The organism is Micromonospora sediminicola, from assembly GCF_900089585.1.
Taxonomy (GTDB): domain Bacteria; phylum Actinomycetota; class Actinomycetes; order Mycobacteriales; family Micromonosporaceae; genus Micromonospora; species Micromonospora sediminicola.
Map to the genome: position 1 here is coordinate 1,747,786 of NZ_FLRH01000003.1, position 24,904 is coordinate 1,772,689.

The window sequence follows — 24,904 nt, forward strand, 5'->3', positions numbered from 1 at the left end:
CGGGCGGAACGTGGGGCTCAGCCGACGATCTGGTCGGAGGGCGGGGTGAACTGGCGGGACGGCTGGCCCTTGAGGGCGTCGCGCAGCGTCTGCGCCACCGCGTTCACCGGGATCTGCGACTGCCCGTCGCCCACCGCGTTGAACGGATTGTCCGGGTCGGCGATGAAGCTCGCCGCCGCCAGCTCCGGCGTGTAGCCGACGAACCAGGCGGACCGGGTGCTGTCGGTCGTACCCGTCTTGCCGGCGACCGGGCGGCCGACCGTGCCCCGCACGCTGTCGGCCGTCGACCAGCCGCCACAGCTCCCCTTGGCCGGGGTGTCCCCGGTCGGGCAGCGCGCCGCGTCGGTGGCGGCCCGGGCCGCGTCCGCGTTCACCACCTGCCGGCACCGGGGCTTGGCGATCTCCCGTTGCACCCCGCCGGCGGTGGAGTAGGTGGCCGGCGTGCCGTCCCGGTTCATGATCGCGTTGACCGGGATCGCCTCGCAGTAGCGCCCGTCGGCGGCGATCGCCGCGTACGCGTTCGCCATCTCCAGCGGGGTGGCGTCGGAGACGCCCAGCGTGAACGCGCCCCACTTCTTCGCCTTGGCCGGCGACGCCTGCTCCTTGTCCACGTCGGTCCGCCAGCGCAGGCCCAGCTGCTCGGCCAGCCGCACCCCGGCGTCCGCGCCGATCTTCTCCTCCAGCTGGATGAAGTAGGTGTTCACCGACTTGCCGAAGCCGGACCACATGGTCTGCCGGCCGGTCATCGCGCCACTGGCGTTGGACGGCGCCCAGCCGTCGTAGACCGCCGACTTGTACGTGTACGGCGAGTCGTAGGCGGTGGACAGCGGCATCCCGGCGTTGAGCGCGGCGAGCATCGGGAACATCTTGAACGTCGAGCCGGCCTGGTAGCCGGGGAGCGACCCGCCGCCCAGCAGCGGCGCCACCGTGTTCGGGTAGTTCGCCTTGACCTTCGGGCCGGCCTCGGGGTTCGAGCTGTTCGGGTTCTCCGCCAGGTCCAGCGAGTAGTTCCGGTTGACCGCCATCGCCTTGATCCGGCCGGTGCCGGGTTCGGCGACCACGATGCCGTTGGCGAACGGGCTGCCGGTGTTGTCCTTGGCGCCCACGTTCTTCTCCGCCGCCGCCTGGGTCTTCGGGTCGAGGGCGAGCACGATCCGGTAGCCGCCGCGCCGCAGCTTGTCCATCCGTTCCAGGCGGTTCTCGCCGAACGCGGGCTGCGCGCTCCACCAGTTCTTCAGGTAGTCGCAGTAGAAGCCCCAGCTGCGGTGCCCGCCGTCGATCGCGGCGCAGTCGTTCGGCGGGGTGGTCAGCTTCAGCTTGATCGGCTGGCCCTTGGCCGCCGCGGCGGCGTCCGGCGACAGGTAGCCGAGGCGGGCCATGTTGTCGAGCACGTAGTTGCGCCGGCCGGTGGCGTCCTTCTGGTCGGAGGTGATCGGGTCGTACTCCGAGGGGGACTTCACCAGGCCGGCCAGCGTGGCCGCCTCGACCGGGGTGAGGGTGGCCGGCGTCTTGGAGAAGAAGATCTGCGCGGCGGCGTAGATCCCGTAGGCGCGGTGGCCGAAGTAGGCCGAGTTGAGATAGCGCTCCAGGATCTGGTCCTTGCTCAGGTGCTTCTCGATGTCCAGCGCCATGCGCATCTCCTTGACCTTGCGCAGGCTGGTCTGCTGGGTGGCCTCCTGGACCTCCCGCGGTGTGGTCGCGCTGTCCCGCAGGGCCATCCGGACGTACTGCATGGTCAGCGTCGAGGCGCCCTGGGAGACGCCGCCGGAGCGGGCGTTGGACACGAACGCGCGCGCCACGCCCTTCGGGTCGACGCCGTGGTGCTGGTAGAAGCGGTTGTCCTCGGCGGCGACGATCGCCTGCTGGATGTTCGGCGACATGTTCTCGATCTTGGTGTACTGCCGGTACTCCTCGTAGAACATGGTCAGCACGGTCTTGCCGTCGGGCGCGTAGACGTACGACGTCTCGGCCGGCAGCGCGGTCTTGAGGATGTTCGTCTTCTGTTCCACGGCGTGCGCGGTGGCCTTGGCGCCGATGCCGGTGACGGCGACGAGCGGGTACAACGCGGCGGCGACGACGATGCCGGCGATCAGCCCGGCGCGGAGAAGGGGCACGGCACGACCAGCGGAGGCAAGGGGTCGGTTGCTCACGGGGTCAAGCTATGACATTTCCGATTCGGAAATGAGAAGAACTCATAAACCGGCGGGTCGTGACGCGACCCACGCCGGGATGCGCTGTCCCGGGCGGCGGCTTCCCGGCAGGATCGCGGACATGCCCGCACCACCGACCGGGAGCGCCGCCGCTCTCGACGAGCCCGACCTGGGCCACCACGGGGACTCCGAGGCCACGCCCGGCCTGGTCGACCTGGCCGTCAACGTGCGCCGCGCGCCGATGCCCGAGTGGCTGGCCGACCCGCTGACCGCCGCCCTGGGCGAGCTGGCCGCGTACCCGGACCCGACGCCCGCCCGCGCCGCCGTCGCTCACCGGCACGGGCGACCCCCGGACGAGGTACTCCTCACCGCCGGCGCCGCCGAGGGTTTCGTGCTGATCGCCCGCGCGCTGCGCGACGCCCGCCACCCGGTGGTGGTGCACCCGCAGTTCACCGAACCGGAGGCCGCCCTGCGCGCCGCCGGCCACCGGGTGGACCGGGTCCTGCTCGACCCCGCCGACGACTTCCGGCTCGACCCGGCCCGGATACCCGCCGACGCCGACCTGGTCATGGTCGGCAACCCCACCAACCCGACGTCGGTGCTGCACCCGGCGGACACGATCGCCGCCCTCGCCCGCCCCGGCCGGGTGCTGGTGGTCGACGAGGCGTTCGCCGACACCACCGCCGCGCCCGGCGTCGACGGCGAGCCCGAGTCCCTGGCCGCCCGGCGCGACCTGCCCGGCCTGGTGGTGGTGCGCAGCCTCACCAAGACCTGGGGGCTGGCCGGGCTGCGGATCGGCTACCTGCTCGGCGACGCCGCGCTGCTGGCCCGGTTCGCCGCCGCCCAGCCGCTCTGGGCGGTCTCCACCCCGGCGCTCGCCGCCGCCACCGCCTGCGCCGCCCCGGTCGCCGTCGCGGCCGAACGCGCGATCGCCGCCGGGCTCGCCGCCGACCGCGACCACCTGGTGACCCGCCTGTCCGGCCTGCCCGGGGTACGCGTGGCGGGCCGCCCGGCCAGCGCCTTCGTGCTGATCCACCGCGCCGGCGCCGCCGACGTGCGGGAGCGGCTGCGGGAGCAGGGTTGGGCGGTCCGCCGGGGTGACACGTTCCCCGGGCTCGGCCCGGACTGGCTCCGGATCGCGGTACGCGACCGGGCCACCACCGACGCGTTCATCGAGACGCTGGCACGGATCCTGGAGGCATGATGCTGGAGTCCACCGTCGCGGCGATCCGGCCGCTCGACGAGGCGGCCATGGCGGCCGCGCGTGAGTTGCAGGGCCGGCTGACCAAGCCCGCCGGCTCGCTCGGCGCCCTGGAGCCGCTCTCGGTACGCCTCGCCGGGCTGGCCGGCGCCTGCCCGCCGCCGCTGCCCGACCAGGCCGCGGTGGCGATCTTCGCCGGGGACCACGGCGTGCACGCCCAGGGCGTGACCCCGTGGCCGCAGGAGGTCACCGCCCAGATGATCGGCAACTTCCTGGCCGGCGGCGCGGTGGTCAACGCGTTCGCCCGGCAGGCCGGCGCCTCGGTCACCGTGGTCGACGTCGGCGTGGCCACCCCGCTGTCGGTCACCCCGCCCGACCCGGCGGCGCGCGCCGCCGACCCGGCCGGCCCGTCCGCGCTCACCGTCGACGTCGTCGCGACGCCCGCCGACCCGGACGGGCCGCGCCTGGTGGCCGCGAACGTCCGCGCCGGCACCCGCGACATGACCGTCACCGCCGCGCTCACCCGGGACGAGGCCCGGGCGGCGGTGGAGACCGGCATCCGGGTCGCCGACGAGCTGGTCGACGGCGGCGCGGGCATCCTGCTCACCGGCGACATGGGCATCGGCAACACCACCCCGGCCGCCGCGCTGGTCGCCGTGTTCGCCGGGGCGGACGCGGCGGCGGCGACGGGCCGGGGCACCGGCGTGGACGACGAGACGTACGCGCGCAAGGTCGCCGTGGTCCGGGCCGCGCTGGCCCGGCACACGCCCGACCCGGCCGACCCGCTGGGCGTGCTCGCCTCGGTCGGCGGGCTGGAGCACGCCGCGCTGGCCGGCCTGATCCTCGGCGCCGCCGCGCGTCGGGTGCCGGTGCTGCTCGACGGCGTGATCGCGGTCAGCGCCGCGCTGGCCGCCGCCGCGTTCGCGCCGGACGCGGTCGGCGCCATGGTCGCCGGGCACCGCAGCGCCGAGCCGGGCGCCACGGCGGCGCTGCGGCACCTCGGGCTCGATCCGCTGATCGACCTGGGACTGCGCCTCGGTGAGGGCACCGGGGCCCTGCTCGCCCTGCCGGTCGTCACCGGCGCCGTCCGGGTGCTGCACGAGGTGGCCACGTTCGACGCGGCCGGGGTGGCCGAGAAGTGAGTGAGCCGGCCCCGGAGGCGTCGCCCAGCCCGTACCCCCTGGGGTTGCGGCTGGCCGGCCGGCGCGTGGTCGTGGTGGGCGGGGGAGCGGTCGCCACCCGGCGGGTGCCCGCGCTGCTCGACGCGGGCGCGGACGTCCTGCTGGTGTCGCCCGAGCTGACCCCGGCGCTGCGCGCGCACGCCGACGCCGGCCGGCTGCGCTGGGAGCCGCGCCGGTTCGCCCCCGGCGACCTGGACGGCGCCTGGCTGGTCCAGGTGGCGGTGGACGACCGGGTGGCCGCCGCGGCGGTCAGCGCGGCCGCGGCCGAACGGCGGATCTTCTGCGTCCGCGCCGACGACCGGGCCGCCGCCAGCGCCTGGACGCCCGCCGTGACCCGGCACGGCCCGGTGACCGTGGCCGTCCTCGGCGGCGGCGACCCGCGCCGGGCGATGACCGTCCGCAACGCCGTCCGCGACCTCCTGGGCGCAAGGAAGGGCCCCTTGTTAACGCCTCCGGTAGAGGAAGGGGCCCCTTTTAACACCACGGGCGGTCGGGTTGCGCTGGTGGGCGCCGGGCCGGGCGATCCGGAGCTGATCACCGTGAAGGGCTGGCGGCTGCTCACCGAGGCCGAGGTGGTGGTCGCCGACCGGCTCGTCCCGGGGCTGCTCCTGGACGAGTTGCGGCCGGACGTCGAGCTGGTGGACGCCTCGAAGATCCCGTACGGGCCGTCGCGCACCCAGGAGGAGATCAACCGCATCCTGGTGGACCGGGCCCGGGCCGGCAAGGTGGTGGTCCGGCTCAAGGGCGGCGACCCGTACGTCTTCGGGCGCGGCGGCGAGGAGTTGCTGGCCTGCGCCGAGGCCGGTGTGCCGGTGACCGTGGTCCCGGGGGTCACCAGCGCGGTCGCGGTGCCCGGGGTGGCCGGCGTGCCGGTGACCCACCGGGGCGTGGCGCACGAGTTCACCGTGGTCTCCGGACACGTCGCACCGGATTCGCCGGCGTCGCTCGTGCGCTGGGAGGCCCTGGCCGGGCTGCGCGGCACGCTGGTGGTCCTGATGGGCCTGAAGAACCTGGCCGCGATCGCCGCCACCCTGATCGCGCACGGCAAGCCGGCCGACACCCCGGCCGCGGTGATCCAGGAGGGCACCACCGCCGCCCAGCGGACGCTGCGCTCAACCCTCGCCACGGTCGCCGCCGACGTCGAGGCCGCCGCGCTGCGCCCGCCCGCGATCGTGGTGATCGGCGACGTGGTCCACGCCCTGACCCCCTGACGCCCGCCAACCTCGCCGATCGTGCACTTGGCGCCCGAGAGATGCCCGTTGTGCCCCCTTTGCTGGGGCAGCAAGTGCAAGATCGCCGAGGACGGGGCGGCGGGGGAGCGGGTCCCCCGCCGCCGTCAGGTCACTGCTTGAGCATGTTGTCCAGCAGCAGGGCGCAGCGGATCAGGCCCAGATGGCTGTAGGCCTGGGGGTGGTTGCCCAGGCCCCGCTCGGCGAGCGGGTCGTACTGCTCGGGCAGCAGGCCCGTGGGGCCGGCCGTGTCGACCATCTGGGTGAACAGCTCCTCGGCGTCGGTGCGGCGGCCGGTGCGCAGGTACGCCTCGATCAGCCACGCCGTGCAGATGTGGAAGCCGCCCTCCCGGCCGGGCAGGCCGTCGTCCCAGTGGTAGCGGTAGACGACCGGGCCGCTGCGCAGGTCCGCCTCGATCTTCAGCACGGTGGAGAGGAAGCGCGGATCGTCGCCGGCGAGCAGGCCGGAGATGCCGATCCAGAGCGACGAGGCGTCCATCTCCTCGTACCCGTACGCGACGCTGTACGCCTCGGCCTCCGGGTGCCAGCCGTGCTCCAACACGTTGGCGGCGATCCGGTCGCGCAGCTCGACCCACTCCGGCCGGTCCTCGCCGCCGTGCTGACGCACCACGTGCAGCGCCCGGTCGACGGTCATCCAGAGCATGACCTTGGAGAAGACGTGGTGCCGGGGTGGGAGGCGGGCCTCCCAGATGCCGTGGTCGGGCTCGTGCCAGCGGCGGCGTACCGCCTCGACCATGTTCTCCAGCACCCGCCACTCGTCGTCGCGGACCGAGCCCCGGGCGTCGGCCACCGCGGCGATCAGGTCGGCGACCGGGCCGAAGACGTCGAGCTGGAGCTGGTGGTTCGCCAGGTTGCCGACCCGGACCGGCCGGGAGCCGGCGTAGCCGGGCAGCGTGTCGATGACCGCCTCGGCGCCCAGCTCGTAGCCGTCGACGGTGTAGAGCGGGTGCAACCGCTCCGGATGGCCGCCGGTGCGGTCGACCACGCCGTCGATCCAGCGCAGCAGCCCCTCGGCCTCCTCGGTGGAGCCGAGGTCGACCAGCGCGCGGGCGGTCATCGCCGCGTCCCGCAGCCAGCAGTAGCGGTAGTCCCAGTTGCGGACCCCGCCCAGTTCCTCGGGGAGCGACGTGGTCGCCGCGGCGAGGATCGAGCCGGTCGGCTCGTGGCAGAGCCCGCGCAGCGTCAGCGCGCTGCGGGCGACCAGGTCCCGGGCGGTGGCGGGCAGCCGCAGCGAGGCCACCCAGTCCTTCCAGGGCTGCTCGGCGGCGGTCTGCCGCTCGTGCACCGGCAGCCGGTGCGGCTCCAGGCTCTGCGTGCCGAAGCGCAGCTCCAGCACCACCTGACCGCCGGCGGCGGAGAGGTCCACCACCGCCTTCGCGGTCTCGTAGCCGGCGTCGTTGGTGACCTCCCACTCGACGCCGGGGGAGTGCAACGCGACCGGCTCGTTGGAGCCGAGCACCAGCAGACCGTCGTCGAGCGGCTGGAGCTGGACCGCCACCTGACCGAACTCGGGGCGCGGGGCGAACTCGACCCGGGCCCGCCCGGTGCCGCTGAGCACGCGGACCAGGGTCGAGTCGCCGCTGACCACGACCGGGTCGTCCGGGGTCGTCTCCCGGACGGGCAGGTCCAGCCAGTCGGTGACGGTCAGGCCGGACCAGCGGGTCTCCACGGTCATGGTGTTGCTGCGGTAACGCTGGCCCAGTGGGATGCCGCCGCGCTCCGGGCCGACGGTGAAGTGCCCGGCCGGGCTGCCGCCGACCAGGTCGGCGAAGATCGCCGCCGAGTCCGGCTTCGGGTGACACAGCCAGGTGATCTTGGCTTCGGGCGTGACCAGCGCGACGGTACGGCCGTTGGCCAGCATCGAGTGCCGCTCGATCGGCACCGCCCGCTCGCCGAAGAGCCAGTGCCGCCGGGTCTCCAGCAGCAGGCCGAGCGCCCGGGCCGCCTCGATCGGCTCGGCCACCCGGTAGTCCGCCTGGGTCTCCCCGGGGCCGATCTTGATGCCGACGTCCGGCCCGTGCAGGTTGCCGAAGGCGTTCTCGTCGGTGACGTCGTCGCCGATGAAGAGCACCGCGCTGGCCGCGAGCTGGGTCCGGAGCTGGTCGACGGCGGTGCCCTTGTGGGTGGCGACCACCGACAGCTCGATGACCTCCTTGCCCTGGGTGACGGTGACGTCCTCCCAGGTCGCGGGCCCGCTGCGGACCGCCTCGACGGCGGCGGCGGCGATCTGCGGGTCGACCCCACGGGTGTGCACGGCCACGCTCGCCGGCTTGCGCTCCAGGCGGACCCCCGGATGCGCGGCGGCGATGTCCCGCAGCACCTCGCGGAGCCGGTGCCGGACCGCGATCAGCTCCGGGGTGAGCCGCTCGACGAAGCCGATGTCGAACTCCGAGCCGTGGCTGCCGACGAGGTGCACCTCGCTGGGCAGCCGGGAGAGCGTGGCCAGGTCACGCAGCGCGCGACCGGAGACCACCGCGACGCTGGTCTGCGGCAACGAGGCCAGCGCGCGCACCGCGGCGACCGACTCGGGCAGCGGCACGGCCTTGCTCGGGTCCTCGACGATCGGGGCGAGCGTGCCGTCGTAGTCGCAGGCGACGAGGAGCTGGGGCATCCGGGCGATGCGGCCGATGGCGGCACGCAGTTCCGGGTCCAGCGCGCCACCGTGGGCGGTGGCGGTTGCGGGCGAGGTCACGCCACCTCCGTATCGGGGACGCCGAGCTCGCTGAGGAACGACTTGGCCCAGTGGCCCACGTCGTGGCTGCGCAGATGGCGCTGCATGACGCGCATCCGGCGGCGGGCCTCGGGTTTCTCGACGTGCACGGCCCGGAGCAACGCGTCCTTGACCGCGTCCGGGTCGTGCGGGTTACACAGGAACGCCTGGCGCAGCTCGGTGGCGGCGCCGGCGAACTCACTGAGCACGAGCGCGCCGCCCTGGTCGGCGCGCGATGCGACGTACTCCTTGGCCACCAGATTCATTCCGTCTCGCAGCGGGGTCACCATCATCACGTCGGCCGCGACGTACATCGCGGCCAGTTCGGAGCGACTGTACGACTGATGCAGATAATGCACCGCCGGCACGCCGACCCGGCCGAATTCACCATTGATCCGGCCAACCTCGCGTTCCACCTTCACCCGAAGTGCCTGGTAGTGCTCCACGCGCTCGCGGCTGGGCGTGGCGACCTGCACCATAACCGCGTCGGGAACTGTCAACTTTCCGTCAGCAAGGAGTTCCCGGAAGGCCTTGAGGCGGAGTTCGATGCCCTTGGTGTAGTCGAGCCGGTCGACGCCCAGGATGATGGTCTTCGGGTTGCCCAGCTCCTCGCGGATCTGCTTGGCCCGGGCCTGGATCGCGGGGTCCTCGGCCAGCCGCTCCATCTCCCTGGTGTCGATCGAGATGGGGAACGCGCCCGCCTTCACCTGCCGGCCGTCGACCTGGATCATCTGCCCCTCGTAGCGCAGACCGAGCAGGTGCCGGGCCAGCCGGACGAAGTTCTGCGCCGCCAGCCGCTGCTGGAAGCCGACCAGGTCCGCGCCGAGCAGGCCGCGCAGGATCTCGGTGCGGAACGGCATCTGCATGAACAGCTCGATCGGCGGGAACGGAATGTGCAGGAAGAACCCGATCCGCAGGTCCGGACGCAGCTCGCGGAGCATCGCCGGCACCAGCTGGAGCTGGTAGTCCTGCACCCAGACCGTGGCCCCCTCGGCCGCCACGTCGGCAGCGGCCTCCGCGAACCGGGCGTTGACCAACCGGTACGCCTCGCGCCAGCGCCGCTTGTAGGCCGGCGTCTCCACCGCGTCGTGGTAGAGCGGCCAGATGGTCGCGTTCGACTGGCCCTCGTAGTAACGCTCCAGCTCCTCGGCGCTCAACGGCACCGGGTGCAGCCGGATCCCCTCCAGGTCGAACGGCTCGGGCGCGGCGCCGGTGCCGCCGGCCCACCCGACCCACGTGCCCTGGTGCTCGGCGAGCACCGGGTGCAGTGCGGTCACCAGGCCGCCCGGGCTGCGCCGCCACTGCCGCCCCTCGGGTGTGCTCACCTCGTCGACCGGCAGGCGGTTGGCCACTACGACAAAGGAGCTACGGACGGTCACGATCGGCCACCTCCGGGTATGACGGGTCCACCGCGATGAGCGTACTGAGCGTAGCTGCGGCGTCTGATCCCCCGTGCCGGAGTTCCCTACCCGTCCCAGAACCGCCGAACCCTCCGCGTGATCTTGTCGACACCCCGGCCTCGTACGCCGCTGGGGTGGGGTGATGTGGGCGGGGCCGCCCGTACCTGTCAGGATTGACGACGGCGTGCGCGCGGCCGGCCCCCGGCCGGCGGCGGCGGGCGGAGATCGACGCCCGCGCCTCGCGCCCCGCAAGCCCGCGATCGCAACCGACGGAGGTAGCCCGCACCGTGGCCCAGTTCATCTACGTCCTGGACAAGGCGCGCAAGGCGCACGGCGACAAGGTCGTGCTCGACAACGTGACGCTGAACTTCCTGCCGGGTGTCAAGATCGGTGTGGTCGGTCCGAACGGCGCCGGCAAGTCCAGCCTCCTCAAGATCATGGCAGGGCTCGACCGGCCGAGCAACGGCGAGGCCCGGCTGATGCCCGGCTACTCCGTCGGGATGCTGGCGCAGGAGCCGCCGCTGAACGACGCCAAGACGGTCCTCGGCAACGTCGAGGAGGCGGTCGCCGAGACCAAGGCCAAGCTGGAGCGGTTCAACAAGATCGCCGAGCAGATGGCGACCGACTACTCCGACGAGCTGATGGAGGAGATGGGCAAGCTCCAGGAGGAGCTGGACACCGCCGACGCGTGGGACATCGACTCCAAGCTCGAACTGGCCATGGACGCGCTGCGCTGCCCGCCGCCGGACGCCGACGTCACCACGCTGTCCGGTGGCGAGCGTCGCCGGGTGGCGCTGTGCAAGCTGCTGCTGGAGGCGCCCGACCTGCTGCTGCTCGACGAGCCCACCAACCACCTGGACGCGGAGAGCGTGCAGTGGCTGGAGCAGCACCTGGCCAAGTACGCCGGCACCGTCCTGGCCATCACCCACGACCGGTACTTCCTGGACAACGTGGCCAACTGGATCCTGGAGCTGGACCGCGGCCGGGCCTACCCCTACGAGGGCAACTACTCCACCTACCTGGAGAAGAAGGCCGCCCGGCTCTCCGTCGAGGGCCGCCGCGACGCCAAGATGAAGAAGCGCCTCTCCGAGGAGCTGGAGTGGGTCCGCTCGAACGCCAAGGCGCGGCAGACCAAGTCCAAGGCCCGTCTCGACCGCTACGACGAGATGGCCGCCGAGGCGGAGAAGACCCGGAAGCTGGACTTCGAGGAGATCCAGATCCCGCCGGGCCCGCGTCTGGGCAACACGGTCATCGAGGCCAACAACCTGACCAAGGCGTTCGGCGAGCGGGTCCTGATCGACAACCTGTCGTTCTCGCTGCCGCGCAACGGCATCGTCGGCATCATCGGCCCGAACGGCGTCGGCAAGACCACGCTGTTCAAGACCATCGTCGGGCTGGAGGAGCCGACCGGCGGTTCGGTCCGGGTCGGCGAGACGGTCTCGCTGTCGTACGTCGACCAGAACCGGCAGGGCCTGGCCGGTGACAAGAGCGTGTGGGAGGTCGTCTCCGACGGGCTGGACCACCTCATGGTGGGCAAGGTCGAGATGCCCTCCCGGGCGTACATCGCCGCGTTCGGCTTCAAGGGGCCGGACCAGCAGAAGCCGACCAAGGTGCTCTCCGGCGGCGAGCGGAACCGGCTCAACCTGGCGCTGACGCTCAAGATCGGCGGCAACGTCATCCTGCTCGACGAGCCGACCAACGACCTGGACGTGGAGACGCTCTCCAGCCTGGAGAACGCGCTGCTGGAGTTCCCCGGCTGCGCCGTGGTCATCTCCCACGACCGGATGTTCCTGGACCGGGTCGCCACGCACATCCTGGCCTGGGAGGGCGACGACCAGAACCCGGCCAAGTGGTTCTGGTTCGAGGGCAACTTCGAGGCGTACGAGAAGAACAAGATCGACCGGCTCGGCGCCGAGGCCGCCCGGCCGCACCGGGTGACCTACCGCAAGCTCACCCGTGACTGACCGGTGCTGACCCTTGTCTGACCGGTTCGTCTACCACTGCGCGCTGCGCTGGTCCGACCTGGACGCGTACGGCCACGTCAACAACGCCCGCTTCCTCACGCTCTACGAGGAGGCCCGGGTGGCGATGATGTTCGCCGGCGGCCGGGCGTGGGGGGTGGGCTCGTTCGCCGACGGTGTGGTCATCCGCCGGCACGAGGTCGACTACCTGCGCCCGGTCGACTACGCGCTCGGCCGGGCCACCGCGGAGGCGGCGCCCACCGTGCGGATCGAACTCTGGGTCGACGAGATCCGCGCCGCGTCCTTCTCGGTCGCCTACGAGCTCTACGACGGCGACGCGCTGGCCGGCACCGCCCGGTCGGTGCTGGTGCCGTTCGACCTGTCCGCGCAGCGGCCGCGCCGGATCGCGCCCGAGGAGCGGGCGTTCCTGCTCCGCTACGCCCCCGGGCTGACCGGATGACCGGGCCGGCGGCCGGGCACGGGCTGACCGGGGTGGCCGACGCCGGCGCGTTCCTGGCCCGGCTGGTCCGGCTCGACCCGGCCTCCCCGGTCCGGCTCCGGCCGGTGCCCGGCGTCGGCCGTACGGCGCTCTGGGCCCACCTGCCCTGGGACGTGCTCGTGGTGCGCAGCGTGCCCGGCACGGCGTCCGGCGACGTCACGGTCGCCGCCGGGGAACTCCTGGCCGAACTCTCGTCCGGCGGGGACGGGCTGCCGCGGCGGCGGGACGACGCCTGGCGCTGGCCGTTGCCGCCGCCGGCCAGCCGGCCGGTGGAGGTGCTGCCCGGCGGGGAGGTGCGCCGGATCGCCGAGGCGGCGGCCGGGACGCTGCGCGAGGCGGCGGCGCACGGGGTGGCCGGGCGGGCGGTCGGCCAGCGCGTGCTGCGCGACGCGCTGCTGGACCACGTCGCGGTGGTGGTCACCCCGGACGAGGCGCCGCAGGCACCGGTGGAGGTGTCCCAGCGGTTGGTGCAGGGCGTGGTCCGGATGGGCTTCGTCGGCGCGGGCGACGTTCAGGTGCGGGTGGCCGGCCGTTGGGTCGGACTCGTCGGTCCGTACGGGGCGGCGTGGTCGCGGACCGTTGCGGATCTTGCACTGACGCCTACCCGGGCTCATCCGAACGGCTGACCCCGCATCGTTCTTCCGGGCTGGGGCGGTCGTTGGGGGGATGCCTCCTGCCGGCTGTCCGGGTACCGTCCATCCTCGGATCCAACGCACCGTAGGCGGCTGGATCCGCTGGGGAGTGAGGTGCGCGAGCGATGCCGTGGTGGTCATGGCGCCCCGGTCCCGCCGGTGGCGGCGATCCGGAGACTCGAAGCGGGACCACAGTGGACGACACCGTCCGGGTCGGGCCACCGGCCCCGCGCCAGCCGGGAGACGACACGGCGGCGCCCGAGCGGCCGGTCATCGCCGACATGCCGGCCACGGTCGCCCCGGTCACCCTCCGCCGGGTCTGCGACGCGCTCGACCTGCTCGACGTGCGCTACCTGGCCGACGGCGACGGCAACCTGCTCGCCATGTGGGAGCGGCACGCCGTGCTGGTCGCGCTGGAGGGCCCGGAGGACGAGATCCTGGTGATGCGGGCCCGTCCTCACGCGACGGTGCCGCCGGACTGGGCCGACCGGGCCTACCGGGTGGTCAACGAGTGGAACCACACCCGACGGTTCTGCAAGGCCTACATCGGCGACCCGACCGAGCGGGGGCAGCTCCCGATCTACGCCGAGCTGCAGGTGCCGCTCGGCGCCGGCACCCACGACGCGCTGCTGGTCGAGATGCTCGACTGCGGCGCCGCGGTGGCCACCACGTTCGTCGACTGGCTGCACGACGAGGGCGCCCTGCTCTGACTCCCCACCGGGCCGTCGGTCAGCCGGCGGCCGGGTCCTCCATCACGTTCACCATGAAATAGGCGGCCCGCTCCAGGTAGTCCCAGAGCGCGGCGGCGAGCTGCGGCGGCAGGTCCAGCTCGTCCACCGCCCGGCGCATGTGACGCAGCCAGGCGTCCCGCTCGGCCGCGCCGATGCGGAACGGGGCGTGCCGCATCCGCAGTCGCGGGTGGCCGCGCTGCTCGGAGTAGGTGTGCGGGCCGCCCCAGTACTGGACCAGGAAGAGGGTCAGCCGGTCCGCCGCCGGGCCCAGGTCCTCCTCCGGATACATCGGCCGCAGCAGCGGGTCGTCGGCGACGCCGGCGTAGAACACGTCCACCAGCTTGCGGAAGGCCGGTTCACCGCCGATCGCCTCGAAGAGCGTCATCGACTCGCCTGGGGAAGTCACGCTTCCATCCTGCCAGGTGCGCCCCGGCCACCGCCCCCGCCCGCCGGGCGGCGCCGGTCACGTCACCGCGTGCCGGCGTCGCCCGTGCTCCCGCCCCCGGTCGCCCCCTCCCGGCCCCCGGGCCGGGGTGTGCGCCCGCGCGGCGCTGGACTCGGCCTGGGCGGTCTCGACGGCCGCCTGGATCGTCGCCGGGCGGGGCCAGGTGGCCGCCGCCACGAGCATCAGGAGCACCCCCGCCGCACTCCAGACCCCGACGACCGCCGGGATGGAGAAGCGCTCGGCCAGCGCGCCGGTGGCCAGCACCGCGCCTCCCTGGATGACCTGCGTGCCGCTGGCCATCACCCCGAACGCCCGCGCCCGGTAGCCGTCCGGGAGGGCCTGCACGAAGAGGCTGTTGGCGACCGGGACGATCCCGGCGACCGCGAAGCCGCACGCGGCGGCGAGCAGGGCCACCACGGCCGGCGGCGGGTCGAGCAGCGCGGGCACGAGCGCGGCCGGCGCGAGCACCGCCAGTGGCGGCAGCAGGGTCAACCGGCGGGTCGGACCGACCAGCCGCGCGATGAGGATCCCGCCGATGACGTAGCCGACCGGGTTGGCCGCCATGATCAGCGCCTGCGCGGTGCCGGCGTCCATGCCGCCGCCGGTGCGCTCGGCGGCCCAGCCGGCGGCGAGGCCCTCGGGGACGATCGAGAAGACCATCGCGCTGAACACCAGCACCGCGATGGCGCGCAGCACCGGTCGCTCGAAGACGATCCGGAAGCCCTCGGCGGTCTCCCGCAGCAGGTGGCTGCGGGGCCCCGCGGCCAGCGCCGGCGCCCGGTCCCGCAGGCCGAACCGGACCAGGAGGGCCGACAGGGCGAACGTGCCGGCGTTGATCAGCAGCGCGGTGCTCGGGTTGAGCGCCGCGATGGTCGCGCCGGCGAGGTAGCCGACGACCTGGGCGGTCTGGACGGCGCTGGTGGAGGCGGTGAGGCCCACCACCAGCCGGTCGCCTTCGAGGATGTGCGGCAACAACGCCGAACGCGCGGCCTGGCTCGGCGGGTTGGCCAGCGTCGCCACGAAGATCAGGACGAGGATCGCCCAGGCCGGCATGAACGGCATCGCGACCAGCACCATCAGCGCCATCCGGATGAGGTCGCAGAGGACCATCACGCGGCGGTAGCGGTGCCGCTCGGCCAGCGCCGACAGCAGCGGGCCGCCGATCAGCCAGGGCAGGTAGCTGGCCGCGAAGGCGGCGGCGGAGAGGGCGACCGAGCGGGTCTCCTGGAGGACCAGCACCGTGAGCGCGGCCTTGGCGAGGTAGTCACCGATCCAGGAGAGGACGTTGGCGGCGAAGAGCGCGCGGAACTCGGACTGACCGAACACGTCGCGGAAGGTGGCCGGACCCTCCTGGTCGGGTCGCTCGTCGGACACCGTCGCCTCCATCGTTCCTGGTCGACCACTTGTGATGGCCCGGCCGGGAACCGTCGTCAGATCAACCGATCAGCGAGGACAGGAGCACACTCCCCGGTGGAGTGCGTTCACCGGATTCTGCCCGATCGTCTGACAACTGGCTAGGGCGAACGGATTGATCGTCGCATCTCCGACTGAACGAACGGACGATACCCGAGGGGCCGCGCGACGCGCGACCCCCGGAAATCGTCCGTCCGGTACGGGTACGTCAGGTGGCGCCGCCGGTGCCCGTCCCCTCCGGCCGCGGCGGCGGCGAGGGCTGCGGCGGCAGGCCGGGGAAGAGCCGGGCCGCCGCGATGCGGGCCGTGATCCCCGAGTTCTCCAGCGCCTCCGCGAGGCGCCGGCGCAGCTCGCGACCGACCGCGAACTGCCCCTCGGCGGTGGTCTTGACCACGGTACGGATCACCGCTCCGTCGACCGTCATCTGCTCCACACCGAGTACCTCCGGCTGCTCCACGATCTCCGGTGCCAGCTCCGGGTCCAGCGCCACCGACGCCGCCGCGGTCCGCAGCACCGCGGTGGCCTCCTCGGTGCCGGCGAAGCCGATCGGCAGGTCCACCACGACCAGCGCCCAGCCCTGGCTCTTGTTGCCGACCCGGACGATCTCGCCGTTGCGGATGTACCAGAGCACGCCCCGGCCGTCCCGGACCGTGGTCACCCGCAGGCCCACCGCCTCCACCACGCCGGTCGCCTCGCCGAGGTCGACTGTGTCGCCCACGCCGTACTGGTCCTCGATCAGCATGAACAGGCCGGCGATCAGGTCCTTGACCAGGCTCTGCGCGCCGAAGCCGAGGGCCACGCCGGCGATGCCCGCGCTCGCCAGCAGCGGGGCCAGGTCGAAGCTGAACTCCTTGAGCACCATCAGCAGCGCGATGCCGAAGACGAACGCGGTGACCATGCTGCGCAGCACCGACCCGATCGCCTCGGCGCGCTGCCGGCGCCGCTCCGGCACGAACTGCTCCGGGTCGAGGGTGGCGCTGGGGATCCGCTCCCGCAGCGGGCGGAGCATGGTCGGCACCGCGCCGTGGGTGGTGGTGCGCACCAGCCGGTTGATGGTGCGGTGCAACGCCCAGCGCGCGGCCACCGCGAGCAGCAGGATCAGCGCGATCCGCAGCGGTTTCAGCAGGATCCAGTAGCTGCCCTCGGCGAACCAGCTCGACCCGGTCAGGTCGTAGATGTTGCGGCACAGGGGGTCGGTCCGGCAGTCGATCGACGGGGACGGGCTGGAGCTGGGACTCGGGCTGGGCTCGGACGCGGCGGCCAGCGCGCGCAGCGTCAGATCGGCGGCACTCACCCTGCTTTCGTACCGCACGGGCGGCGCGCGCCCACCGCGGACCCACCCCGGACGGCGTCGGCGGGTCGACGATCATCCCGGGCGGAACCGGTCATCGTGGCACGGCGGGGTCAGGCTTGCCGGGGGTACCCCGGATTAGTGCGTGCAATCCGGGGCGCGATCAGGGACTATTGGCGCAACGGACGTCGGTGGTCCCGGCCGGCGCTCGGGGCCGTCGCGCGCTGTCGCGGGCGGTCCCGGCGTGCAGGCGGCGGGAGCGGCTGGACCGGGAGGGTGAGCGCGATGCCTGACATACGACCCACGGCGGGCTCCGGTGCACTCGTTCTCAACGCCACCTACGAGCCCCTGTGCGTCGTGTCGGTGCGTCGTGCCGCGATCCTCGTGCTCTCCGCCAAGGCCGTCTGCGTGGCCGACGGCGAGGGCATCCTGCACAGCGCCCGCAACGCCCTCCCGGTGCCCTCGGTGGTGCGGTTGACCCGCTACGTCCGGGTGCCCTACCGCACCCACGTGGGGCTGTCCCGCCGGGCGATCTTCGCCCGCGACGGGTGGCGGTGCGCCTACTGTCGCGGGCCGGCGGAGACCATCGACCACGTCTTCCCGCGCAGCCGGGGCGGCCGCCACGCGTGGGAGAACGTGGTCGCCGCCTGCGCCCGGTGCAACCACACCAAGGGCGACAAGACCCCGGCCGAGCTGGGCTGGCGGCTGCACCACCTGCCGGCGGCGCCGAAGGGCAACGCCTGGCGGGTGCTGGGCCACCGCGCGCCCGACCCCCGCTGGGCGGACTGGCTCGACCTGCGTGAGCCCGAGGTCGAAGCGGCCTGACGGCGCTCAGCGGGCCTGGACCAGCGACGCGTAGACCACCAGGTTGTCGGCGTACCCGGTCTCGCCGCCCACCCAGCGCCCGCCGCAGGTGATCAACCGCAGGTTGGGGCGGCTGAAGTCGCCGTAGACGTCCTCCACCGGCAGCTTCTCCTTGCCGTACCGCTCGATCGAGGTCACCTCGAAGACCGCCACCGACCGGTCCTGCCGGGTCACCTCGATCCGGTCGCCGTCGTCGAGTTCCTTCAGCCCGTGGAAGACGGCCGGTCCGGTGGTGGTGTCGACGTGCCCGACCAGCACCGCCGGCCCGTACTGGCCGGGGGTGGGGCCCTGGTCGTACCAGCCGACCTCGCCGGCGCGGCTCACGTCCGGCACCGCGATGCTGCCGTCGGGCGCGATGCCGACCCGGTGCACCGGCGCGCGCAGGTCGAGCTTGCCGATTCGGAGGTCGGTCGGCGGGCTGGCGGGCAGCACCGGGAACTTCTTCGGCGGCGGTCGCAGCCCGGCCACGATCCGGTCCGGCAGCACGCTGACCCCGGTCACCCGTTCCACCCCGAGCATGGCCACGATCAGCGCCATCAGGCTCGCCACCACCAGCACCGGGGCGCCGGGGCCGCGCCCCGGGGCGTACCGGCGGGTGGTGGTCCGGCCGGGGCGGGCGGTGACCGGCCGGCCCTGTGGGTCGGCGGTGGCGACGCTGGCCGAGAAGGCGTGCCCGGCGGCGTGGGCGAACCGGCGGGCGGCGCGGGACGTCAGTCGCAGCGCGGCCCGGAGCCGCCGCCGGGCCCGGTCCCGGTCGCACCCGCGCCCCGCCTCGACGGCGACGGGCGGGTGCGCGATGCCGCGCCGTCCGGTGCCGCCGGGGCGGCGTCGGGGCGGCTGCGGTCCGGTGCGGGTGTGGCGTCGCGGTGAGCGGGCCATGGCCGCACCCCGGTCAGACGCGGCTACCGGACTTGCGGCGGGCGCCCACGCCGGCCACCACGGCCACCGCCACCAGGCCGCCGACCAGCAGCAGCGAGCCGGCGCCCCGGCCGCCGCCGGCGGTGCCCCCGCCGCCGGTCGCCGGGCCCTTGCTCGGCTGGCTCATGTTCAGCACGGTGAGCATGGTGGAAGCGGTGTTGCCGTTGGAGCAGTCGAGGTTCACCGGGTAGTCGCCGGGCGCCTTGTTGCCGGGCACCGTGGTCGAGCCGGTCAGGAAGCCGTTGTCCGGCCGCAGCATCACCCGGCCGCCGAAGGCGTCCGAGGTGACCTGGGCCTGGCGGTTGTTGCTGTTGTCGCAGCCGGCCCGGATGGTCACCCGGGAGCCGGCCTGGACGCTGTTCGGCGTCACCTCGATGAACACGCTCTCCCCGGCCCGGGCCGGTACGGCGGTGGTCAGGACGAACGCCGCGACCAGGCCGACCAGGCCCAGGACGGACGACAACACGCGGTGTGACAGGAGCCCTCGCATGGTTCCCCCCTCCCGGTGCGTCGGTGCACCGGAATCCTGCTGACGGGCAGCGAGGGCTGCGTTCCCGGACGGCGGGGGTGTTAACAGGGGGCCCCGCCCATACCGGAAGCGTTAAGCGGGGGCCCCGCCTTTCACGACCGGGTGCCAGGCCAGCGGGGTGGAGAGCACCATCGTGCTGGACGGCTGGCCGTACGGGGCGAGCCGGTCGATGACCTCCTCGAACTCGCCCATCGACCCGGCCGCGACCTTGAGGAAGCTGCACGCGTCACCGGTGATCCGGTGGATCTCCATGATCTCCGGCCACTGCGCCACCCGGGGGTCGTTGAGGATGCAGCGCGAGCCGTAACAGGACATTCGGATCAGCGCCAGCACGGTCCGCCCGGCCCGGGTGAGGTCCACGTGGGCGTGGTAACCGGTGATCACCCCGGACTCCTCCAGCCGCCGGACCCGCTCCGCGACCGCCGGCGGGGACAGGTGCACCCGGCGGGACAACTCGCTGTAGGAGAGCCGGGCGTCGGCCTGGAGCTCGCGCAGCAGCGCCCAGTCCATGTCGTCCACGCGGCGACCTTCCTTACGTTAAGTCGGCGACCCGAGATGCTTTCAGGTCGTGAGGTCAGACCACCTTACCGCCGTTGAACAGGCATTCCATCCGCGCCCGGACCGGCGAGATCATGGCGTCTACCCCGCGTACGGACGGAGAAGACGGTGGAACAGACGACGGCGGTGCGCCCGGCCACCTCGCAGCAGCGGGCGGCCCGAGCGGCACGCAACGGTGGCGAGCCGACGCTGGAGTTCGCCGACCGCGTGCCCTACGACGCGTACGTGCACGCGAGCACGCTGCACCGGCTCCAGCAGCCGCTCAGCGACGATCCGGGCGAGATGTCCTTCCTGATGGTCAGCCAGATCATGGAGCTGTACTTCAAGCTGACCTGCCACGAGCTGCGGCACGCCCAGCGCGAGGTGCGGGCCAACCGGATCTGGGAGGCGCTGCCCCCGCTGCGCCGGGCCGCGCTGCACCTGGAGGGGCTGAACGCGGCCTGGCAGGGGCTGCGCTGGATGACGCCGGCCGACTTCAACCGGTTCCGCGACCGGCTCGGTGAGGGTTCCGGCTTCCAGTCCGCGATGTACCGCCAGCTGGAGTTCCTGCTCGGCCTGCGGGACCCGGCGCTGATCCGTCCGTTCCGCCGGCAGACCGACGTGCACGCCGAGCTGACCGCCGCGCTGGCCACGCCGAGCCTCTGGGACGACGTGGTGGCGCTGCTCGCCCGCCGCGGCTTCGACCTGCCCGACGAGCTGCTGGACCGGGACGTCGCGGCCGAGCACGAGCCGCACCCCGGCGTCGAGGCGGCCTGGGTGCGCGTCTACGCCGACAGCGGCCCGGACAACCACCTGCGCCTGCTCGGCGACGCGCTGACCGAGGTGGCCGAGCAGTTCGGCGACTGGCGCTGGAACCACGTCAAGGCGGTGCAGCGGACCATGGGCGCCAAGGTCGGCAGCGGCGGTTCGGCCGGCCTGGCATGGTTGCAGCGCAGCATGGCCCGGGTCGTCTTCCCGGAGCTGTGGTCGGCCCGTACCGCTATGTGACCGGAGAGAACAGCATGCACACCCCCGAGAGCGAAGCCCACCGGCGGGACGCCGCCGATCCCGGCCACCGCCACCTGTTCCACGTGCCGCCGGCCGAGGGCGGGCGCCATCCCGACGTGGCGTACCTGGCCGGCAACTCGCTGGGCCTGCAACCCCGGGCCACCCGGGACGAACTCGTCGCCGACCTGGACGCCTGGCGCCGACTCGGCGTGGAGGGGCACCTGGAGGCGGAGCGGGCCTGGCTGCCGTACCACGAGCTGTTGACCGCACCGGCCGCGCGCCTGGTCGGCGCGCTGCCCACCGAGACCGTGGTGATGAACTCCCTCACGGTCAACCTGCACCTGCTGATGGTCAGCTTCTACCGCCCAGCGGGGGAGCGCACGACGATCGTCATCGAGGACAGCGCGTTCCCGTCGGACAGCTACGCGGTGCGCAGCCAGGCCCGCTTCCACGGCCTCGACCCGGGCGCCACGGTGGTGCGGCTCAAGCCCCGCCCCGGCAGCGACACGCTGGGCACGCAGGACGTCCTGGACTACCTGGCCCGCGAGGGGCACACGGTCGCGCTGCTGCTGCTCGGCGGCGTCAACTACCTGACCGGCGAGCTGATGGACATTCCGGCGATCACCGCCGCCGGCCGGGCCGCCGGGGCGGTCGTCGGCTGGGACCTGGCGCACGCCGCCGGCAACGTGCCGCTGGCGCTGCACGACTGGGACGTCGACTTCGCCGCCTGGTGCTCGTACAAATACCTGAACTCCGGCCCGGGTGCCCTGGGCGGCGTCTTCGTCCACGAGCGACACCACGGCGACCCCTCGCTGCCGAGGTTCGAGGGCTGGTGGAGCACCGAGGCGGCCACCCGGTTCGAGATGACACCGGTGTCCCGGCCGCCGGCCACCGTCGAGGCGTGGCAGATCTCCAACCCGCCGATCTTCGCGATGGGCCCGGTGCGCACCTCGCTGGAGCTGTTCGACTCCGTCGGCATGCCCGCGCTGCGCGAGCGCAGCCTGCGGCTGACCGGCTGGCTGGAGGAACTGCTCGACGAGGTGACCCCGGGTCGGCCGCTGACCGTGGTCACCCCCCGCGACCCGGCCCGCCGCGGGTGCCAGCTCTCCGTCCGCATCGGTACGGGCAGCGCGAACGAGCTGACCAAGCGGCTGCGACACGAGCACGGCGTGATCGCCGACGCCCGGGAGCCGGACATCGTCCGGTTCGCCCCGGTGCCCCTCTACTCGACGTACCACGACTGCTGGCGCGTCGCCGACGCGCTCGCCGCGACCGTGCCGGTGAGCGCGAGGAGTGAGCCGGGTTTGCGAGCCCCGCAGTCGCGAACGGAAGGCGGGCATTCCCGATGAGCACGGAGCGCGACGAGGTCGCGGTGGTCGGCGCCGGGTTGGCCGGCTGCCTGCTGGCCTGCTTCCTGGCCCGGCGCGGCTACCCGGTGGCCCTCTACGAGCGGCGGCCGGACCCGCGGACCGGCACCGTCGAGCGGGGCCGCTCGATCAACCTGGCGCTCTCCGAGCGCGGGCTGGACGCGCTGCGCCGCATCGGCCTGGACGAGCAGGTGATGGCGGACGCCCTGCCGATGCGCGGCCGGATGATCCACCCGGTCGAGGGCGAGTCGCAGTTCCAGTCGTACAGCGTCTCCGGGGACCGGGCGATCAACTCGATCAGCCGGGGCGCGCTGAACAACGCGCTGCTCGACGCCGCGACCGCGCTGCCGGGCGTGCGGGTCGCGTTCGACCACCGGCTGGTCGGCCTCGACCCGGTCGGCGGCGAGATGACGTTCGAGACCCCGCAGGGCAAGGTCACCGCCACTGCGTCGGTCGTCCTCGGCGCCGACGGCGCCGGCTCCGCGGTGCGCGGGCAGCTGCTCGCGTACGGGGGCCTGACCGAGAGCCTGGACTTCCTCGACTACGGCTACAAGGAGCTGACCATCCCGCCGATCGGCGGGGAGTTCGCGCTCGACCCGGGCGCGCTGCACATCTGGCCGCGCGGCACCTCCATGATGATCGCGCTGCCGAACCCGGACCGCTCCTTCACCTGCACGCTGTTCTGGCCCACCCACGGCACCCGCAGCTTCGCGTCGCTGAGCAGCCCCGCCGCGATCGAGCGGTTCTTCGCCGACCACTACCCGGACCTGGTCCCGCTCGCCCCGAACCTGGTCGACGACTACCAGCACAACCCGGTCGGGGTCCTCGGCACAGTGCGCTGCACGCCGTGGCAGGTGGCCGGCCGGGTCGGCCTGCTCGGCGACGCGGCGCACGCCATCGTGCCGTTCTACGGCCAGGGCGCGAACTGCGCCTTCGAGGACGTGGTCGAGCTGGACCGCTGCCTCGACGAGTGCGACGACGAGTGGGCCGCCGCGCTGCCGCTGTTCCAGCACCGCCGGCAGGACGACGCGGAGGCGATCGCCCGGATGGCGCTGGCCAACTTCGTGGAGATGCGGGACAAGGTCACCTCGCCGGTGTTCCGGACCCGCAAGAAGGTCGAGCACGCGCTGGAACGCGCGCTGCCCGGCCGCTACGTCTCCCAGTACGAGCTGGTCTCCTTCTCCACCACCCCGTACGCGCGGGTGCGCCGCCGGGTGCGCCGGCAGTACGCGGTCGTCGGCGCGGTCGCGGCCGGCGCGGCGGCGCTGCTGGCCGCCGGGGTCGGCGCGGCGCTGGGGCGGCGGCGATGACGCTCTGGGACCCCCGGCTGATGGCCGGGCACGCGCCGGACGGCCCCGGCCTGCTGCGCAACTTCGTCGGCGGCGCGTTCGTCGACGCCGGGACCCGGTTCACCAAGCGCAGCCCGGTCACCGGCGAGCCGGTGTTCGAGGTCGTCGAGGCATCCTCGTCGGTGGTCGACGACGCGGTGGCCGCCGGCCGGGCGGCGCTGCGCGGCCCGTGGGGCCGGATGGGGGAGCGGGAACGCGCCGAGGTGCTGCGCCGGGTCGCCGACGAGCTGGAACGGCGCTTCGACGACCTGGTCGCGGCCGAGGTGGCGGACACCGGCAAGTCCATCTCGCAGGCCCGCACGCTGGACATCCCACGCGGCGCGGCCAACTTCCGGGCGTTCGCCGAGATCGTGGCGACCGCGCCGACCGAGTCGTTCACCACCGTCACCCCGACCGGCGGCCGGGCGCTCAACTACGCGGTCCGCAAGCCGGTCGGCGTGGTCGCGGTGATCGTGCCGTGGAACCTGCCGCTGCTGCTGCTCACCTGGAAGGTCGCCCCGGCGCTCGCCTGCGGCAACGCCGTGGTGGTCAAGCCCAGCGAGGAGACCCCGGCCTCGGCCACGCTGCTCGCCGAGGTGATGGCCGCGGCCGGCGTGCCCGACGGCGTGTTCAACCTGGTGCACGGCTTCGGGCCCGGCTCGGCCGGCGAGCACCTGACCCGGCACCCCGGCGTCGACGCGATCACGTTCACCGGCGAGTCGGCCACCGGCAGCGCGATCATGCGGGCCGCGGCCGACGGGGTGAAGGCGGTCAGCTTCGAGCTGGGCGGCAAGAACGCCGGCCTGGTCTTCGCCGACGCCGACCTGGACGCGGCGGTCGCCGGCTCGGTCCGCTCCAGCTTCACCAACGGCGGCCAGGTGTGCCTCTGCACCGAACGGATCTACGTGCAGCGGCCGGTGTTCGAGGAGTTCACCGCGCGGCTGGCCAAGCGCGCCGACGAGTTGGCGTACGGCTGGCCGGCCGACGAGGCGACGGTGAACATGCCGCTGATCTCGCACGGCCACCGGGACAAGGTGCTCGGCCACTACGCGCTGGCCCGCACCGAGGGCGCCGAGGTCCGCGCCGGCGGTGGCACGCCGCGCTTCGGCGACGCCCGCGACGGCGGGGCGTACGTGCAGCCGACGGTGCTCACCGGCCTCGGGCCGGACGCCCGGACCAACCAGGAGGAGGTCTTCGGTCCGCTGGTGCACGTCGCGCCGTTCGACGACGAGGACGAGGCCTACGCGCTGGCCAACGGCACCGAGTACGGCCTGGCGGCGACCGTCTGGACCCGGGACGTGGGCCGGGCGCACCGGGCCGGGTCCCGACTGGACGCCGGCATCGTCTGGGTCAACACCTGGTTCCTGCGCGACCTGCGCACCCCGTTCGGCGGGGTGAAGGCGTCCGGCGTGGGCCGGGAGGGCGGCGTGCACTCGCTCGACTTCTACTCCGAGTTGACCAACGTCTGCGTGGACCTCTCATGAGTGAG

At 73.5% G+C, this 24,904-nt stretch carries 21 protein-coding genes; 12 read left to right on the forward strand and 9 right to left on the reverse strand.

Annotated features, from left to right (window positions below):
- Positions 1–17: 17 nt before the first annotated feature.
- A complete protein-coding gene (locus GA0070622_RS08850; RefSeq protein ID WP_091571662.1) occupies positions 18–2,150 on the reverse strand; it encodes a transglycosylase domain-containing protein in 2,133 nt (710 codons plus the stop codon).
- A gap of 121 nt (positions 2,151–2,271) precedes the next feature.
- Between GA0070622_RS08850 and cobC the strand changes: the two genes are divergently transcribed.
- The 3 genes from cobC to cobA are packed head-to-tail and all read left to right on the forward strand — an operon-like array spanning position 2,272 to position 5,743.
- The gene (gene cobC / locus GA0070622_RS08855) at positions 2,272–3,354 is read left to right on the forward strand and encodes an Rv2231c family histidinol phosphate aminotransferase CobC (RefSeq protein WP_091571666.1); all 1,083 of its coding nucleotides are present in this window, start codon (positions 2,272–2,274) and stop codon (positions 3,352–3,354) included.
- Positions 3,354–4,493 (forward strand): nicotinate-nucleotide--dimethylbenzimidazole phosphoribosyltransferase, encoded by a 1,140-nt coding sequence (gene cobT / locus GA0070622_RS08860; protein WP_091571671.1) that lies wholly within the window; start codon positions 3,354–3,356, stop codon positions 4,491–4,493. The genes cobC and cobT overlap by 1 nt, the downstream gene beginning before the upstream one ends.
- Positions 4,490–5,743 (forward strand): uroporphyrinogen-III C-methyltransferase, encoded by a 1,254-nt coding sequence (gene cobA, locus GA0070622_RS08865; protein ID WP_091571674.1) that lies wholly within the window; start codon positions 4,490–4,492, stop codon positions 5,741–5,743. Before cobT ends, cobA begins: the two co-directional genes overlap by 4 nt.
- Before the next feature lie 130 nt (positions 5,744–5,873).
- Here cobA and otsB read toward each other — a convergent pair whose 3' ends face one another.
- Positions 5,874–8,393, reverse strand: a complete 2,520-nt coding sequence (gene otsB / locus GA0070622_RS08870) for a trehalose-phosphatase (RefSeq protein ID WP_245666561.1) — start codon at positions 8,391–8,393, stop codon at positions 5,874–5,876.
- A 77-nt stretch (positions 8,394–8,470) separates the two neighbouring features.
- Positions 8,471–9,871, reverse strand: coding sequence for an alpha,alpha-trehalose-phosphate synthase (UDP-forming) (locus GA0070622_RS08875; protein ID WP_091571680.1), 1,401 nt, complete (start codon positions 9,869–9,871; stop codon positions 8,471–8,473).
- 308 nt (positions 9,872–10,179) lie between these two features.
- On the opposite strand from GA0070622_RS08875, the gene ettA reads away from it, so the two are divergent.
- The 4 genes from ettA to GA0070622_RS08895 all read left to right on the forward strand — a co-directional run bounded on the left by ettA (position 10,180) and on the right by GA0070622_RS08895 (position 13,694).
- Positions 10,180–11,856: an energy-dependent translational throttle protein EttA gene (gene ettA / locus GA0070622_RS08880; RefSeq protein ID WP_091571685.1), complete on the forward strand. Its 1,677-nt coding sequence runs from the start codon at positions 10,180–10,182 to the stop codon at positions 11,854–11,856.
- 13 nt (positions 11,857–11,869) lie between these two features.
- Positions 11,870–12,313 (forward strand): acyl-CoA thioesterase, encoded by a 444-nt coding sequence (locus tag GA0070622_RS08885; protein ID WP_091571689.1) that lies wholly within the window; start codon positions 11,870–11,872, stop codon positions 12,311–12,313.
- Positions 12,310–12,978 carry a DUF8185 domain-containing protein gene (locus GA0070622_RS08890; protein WP_091571693.1) on the forward strand — a complete coding sequence of 223 codons (669 nt, stop codon included), beginning with the start codon at positions 12,310–12,312 and terminating at the stop codon, positions 12,976–12,978. The genes GA0070622_RS08885 and GA0070622_RS08890 overlap by 4 nt, the downstream gene beginning before the upstream one ends.
- A 131-nt stretch (positions 12,979–13,109) precedes the next feature.
- Positions 13,110–13,694 (forward strand): type III secretion system chaperone family protein, encoded by a 585-nt coding sequence (locus GA0070622_RS08895; protein WP_091571696.1) that lies wholly within the window; start codon positions 13,110–13,112, stop codon positions 13,692–13,694.
- Positions 13,695–13,713: 19 nt separating this feature from the next.
- Here the strand turns inward: GA0070622_RS08895 and GA0070622_RS08900 are convergent, their stop codons facing one another.
- The 3 genes from GA0070622_RS08900 to GA0070622_RS08910 all read right to left on the reverse strand — a co-directional run bounded on the left by GA0070622_RS08900 (position 13,714) and on the right by GA0070622_RS08910 (position 16,783).
- Complete coding sequence (locus tag GA0070622_RS08900; protein WP_091571699.1) at positions 13,714–14,100, reverse strand: globin; 387 nt, start codon at positions 14,098–14,100, stop codon at positions 13,714–13,716.
- A 78-nt stretch (positions 14,101–14,178) separates the two neighbouring features.
- Entirely contained in the window at positions 14,179–15,546 is a 1,368-nt protein-coding gene (locus GA0070622_RS08905; protein ID WP_176558931.1) for an MFS transporter, read from the reverse strand.
- A 235-nt stretch (positions 15,547–15,781) separates the two neighbouring features.
- Entirely contained in the window at positions 15,782–16,783 is a 1,002-nt protein-coding gene (locus tag GA0070622_RS08910) for a mechanosensitive ion channel family protein (protein ID WP_245666563.1), read from the reverse strand.
- Between the two features lie 366 nt (positions 16,784–17,149).
- Here GA0070622_RS08910 and GA0070622_RS08915 point away from each other — a divergent pair, with 366 nt between their 5' ends.
- On the forward strand, positions 17,150–17,689 hold the full coding sequence (locus GA0070622_RS08915) for an HNH endonuclease (protein WP_091571705.1): 540 nt from the start codon (positions 17,150–17,152) through the stop codon (positions 17,687–17,689).
- A gap of 6 nt (positions 17,690–17,695) precedes the next feature.
- Here GA0070622_RS08915 and GA0070622_RS08920 read toward each other — a convergent pair whose 3' ends face one another.
- The 3 genes from GA0070622_RS08920 to GA0070622_RS08930 form a co-directional block, all read right to left on the reverse strand.
- Positions 17,696–18,607, reverse strand: a complete 912-nt coding sequence (locus tag GA0070622_RS08920; protein WP_091571708.1) for a class F sortase — start codon at positions 18,605–18,607, stop codon at positions 17,696–17,698.
- Positions 18,608–18,620: 13 nt separating this feature from the next.
- Positions 18,621–19,136: a hypothetical protein gene (locus GA0070622_RS08925; protein WP_091571712.1), complete on the reverse strand. Its 516-nt coding sequence runs from the start codon at positions 19,134–19,136 to the stop codon at positions 18,621–18,623.
- A 111-nt stretch (positions 19,137–19,247) separates the two neighbouring features.
- Complete coding sequence (locus GA0070622_RS08930) at positions 19,248–19,694, reverse strand: Lrp/AsnC family transcriptional regulator (protein ID WP_091571716.1); 447 nt, start codon at positions 19,692–19,694, stop codon at positions 19,248–19,250.
- Between the two features lie 147 nt (positions 19,695–19,841).
- Between GA0070622_RS08930 and GA0070622_RS08935 the strand changes: the two genes are divergently transcribed.
- From GA0070622_RS08935 to GA0070622_RS08950, 4 genes are read left to right on the forward strand one after another with little or no spacing between them, the layout of a single operon-like run.
- The gene (locus GA0070622_RS08935; protein ID WP_091571719.1) at positions 19,842–20,720 is read left to right on the forward strand and encodes a tryptophan 2,3-dioxygenase; all 879 of its coding nucleotides are present in this window, start codon (positions 19,842–19,844) and stop codon (positions 20,718–20,720) included.
- Positions 20,721–20,734: 14 nt separating this feature from the next.
- Positions 20,735–22,069 carry a kynureninase gene (gene kynU, locus GA0070622_RS08940; RefSeq protein ID WP_091577058.1) on the forward strand — a complete coding sequence of 445 codons (1,335 nt, stop codon included), beginning with the start codon at positions 20,735–20,737 and terminating at the stop codon, positions 22,067–22,069.
- Positions 22,066–23,397 carry an FAD-dependent oxidoreductase gene (locus GA0070622_RS08945; RefSeq protein WP_091571722.1) on the forward strand — a complete coding sequence of 444 codons (1,332 nt, stop codon included), beginning with the start codon at positions 22,066–22,068 and terminating at the stop codon, positions 23,395–23,397. The genes kynU and GA0070622_RS08945 overlap by 4 nt, the downstream gene beginning before the upstream one ends.
- Positions 23,398–23,417: 20 nt before the next feature.
- Positions 23,418–24,899, forward strand: a complete 1,482-nt coding sequence (locus GA0070622_RS08950; protein ID WP_091577061.1) for a 2-hydroxymuconic semialdehyde dehydrogenase — start codon at positions 23,418–23,420, stop codon at positions 24,897–24,899.
- Positions 24,900–24,904: the final 5 nt, after the last annotated feature.

Excerpts from the sequence above, each read along its gene's own strand:
- kynU (WP_091577058.1), top strand. The coding sequence starts at position 20,735 with ATGCACACCCCCGAGAGCGAAGCCCACCGGCGGGACGCCGCCGATCCC.
- GA0070622_RS08925 (WP_091571712.1), bottom strand. The coding sequence starts at position 19,136 with ATGCGAGGGCTCCTGTCACACCGCGTGTTGTCGTCCGTCCTGGGCCTG.
- GA0070622_RS08890 (WP_091571693.1), top strand. The coding sequence starts at position 12,310 with ATGACCGGGCCGGCGGCCGGGCACGGGCTGACCGGGGTGGCCGACGCC.
- cobC (WP_091571666.1), top strand. The coding sequence starts at position 2,272 with ATGCCCGCACCACCGACCGGGAGCGCCGCCGCTCTCGACGAGCCCGAC.
- GA0070622_RS08895 (WP_091571696.1), top strand. The coding sequence starts at position 13,110 with ATGCCGTGGTGGTCATGGCGCCCCGGTCCCGCCGGTGGCGGCGATCCG.
- otsB (WP_245666561.1), bottom strand. The coding sequence starts at position 8,393 with ATGCCCCAGCTCCTCGTCGCCTGCGACTACGACGGCACGCTCGCCCCG.
- GA0070622_RS08915 (WP_091571705.1), top strand. The coding sequence starts at position 17,150 with ATGCCTGACATACGACCCACGGCGGGCTCCGGTGCACTCGTTCTCAAC.
- GA0070622_RS08950 (WP_091577061.1), top strand. The coding sequence starts at position 23,418 with ATGGCCGGGCACGCGCCGGACGGCCCCGGCCTGCTGCGCAACTTCGTC.
- GA0070622_RS08905 (WP_176558931.1), bottom strand. The coding sequence starts at position 15,546 with ATGGAGGCGACGGTGTCCGACGAGCGACCCGACCAGGAGGGTCCGGCC.
- GA0070622_RS08920 (WP_091571708.1), bottom strand. The coding sequence starts at position 18,607 with ATGGCCCGCTCACCGCGACGCCACACCCGCACCGGACCGCAGCCGCCC.
- cobT (WP_091571671.1), top strand. The coding sequence starts at position 3,354 with ATGCTGGAGTCCACCGTCGCGGCGATCCGGCCGCTCGACGAGGCGGCC.
- GA0070622_RS08900 (WP_091571699.1), bottom strand. The coding sequence starts at position 14,100 with ATGACGCTCTTCGAGGCGATCGGCGGTGAACCGGCCTTCCGCAAGCTG.
- GA0070622_RS08945 (WP_091571722.1), top strand. The coding sequence starts at position 22,066 with ATGAGCACGGAGCGCGACGAGGTCGCGGTGGTCGGCGCCGGGTTGGCC.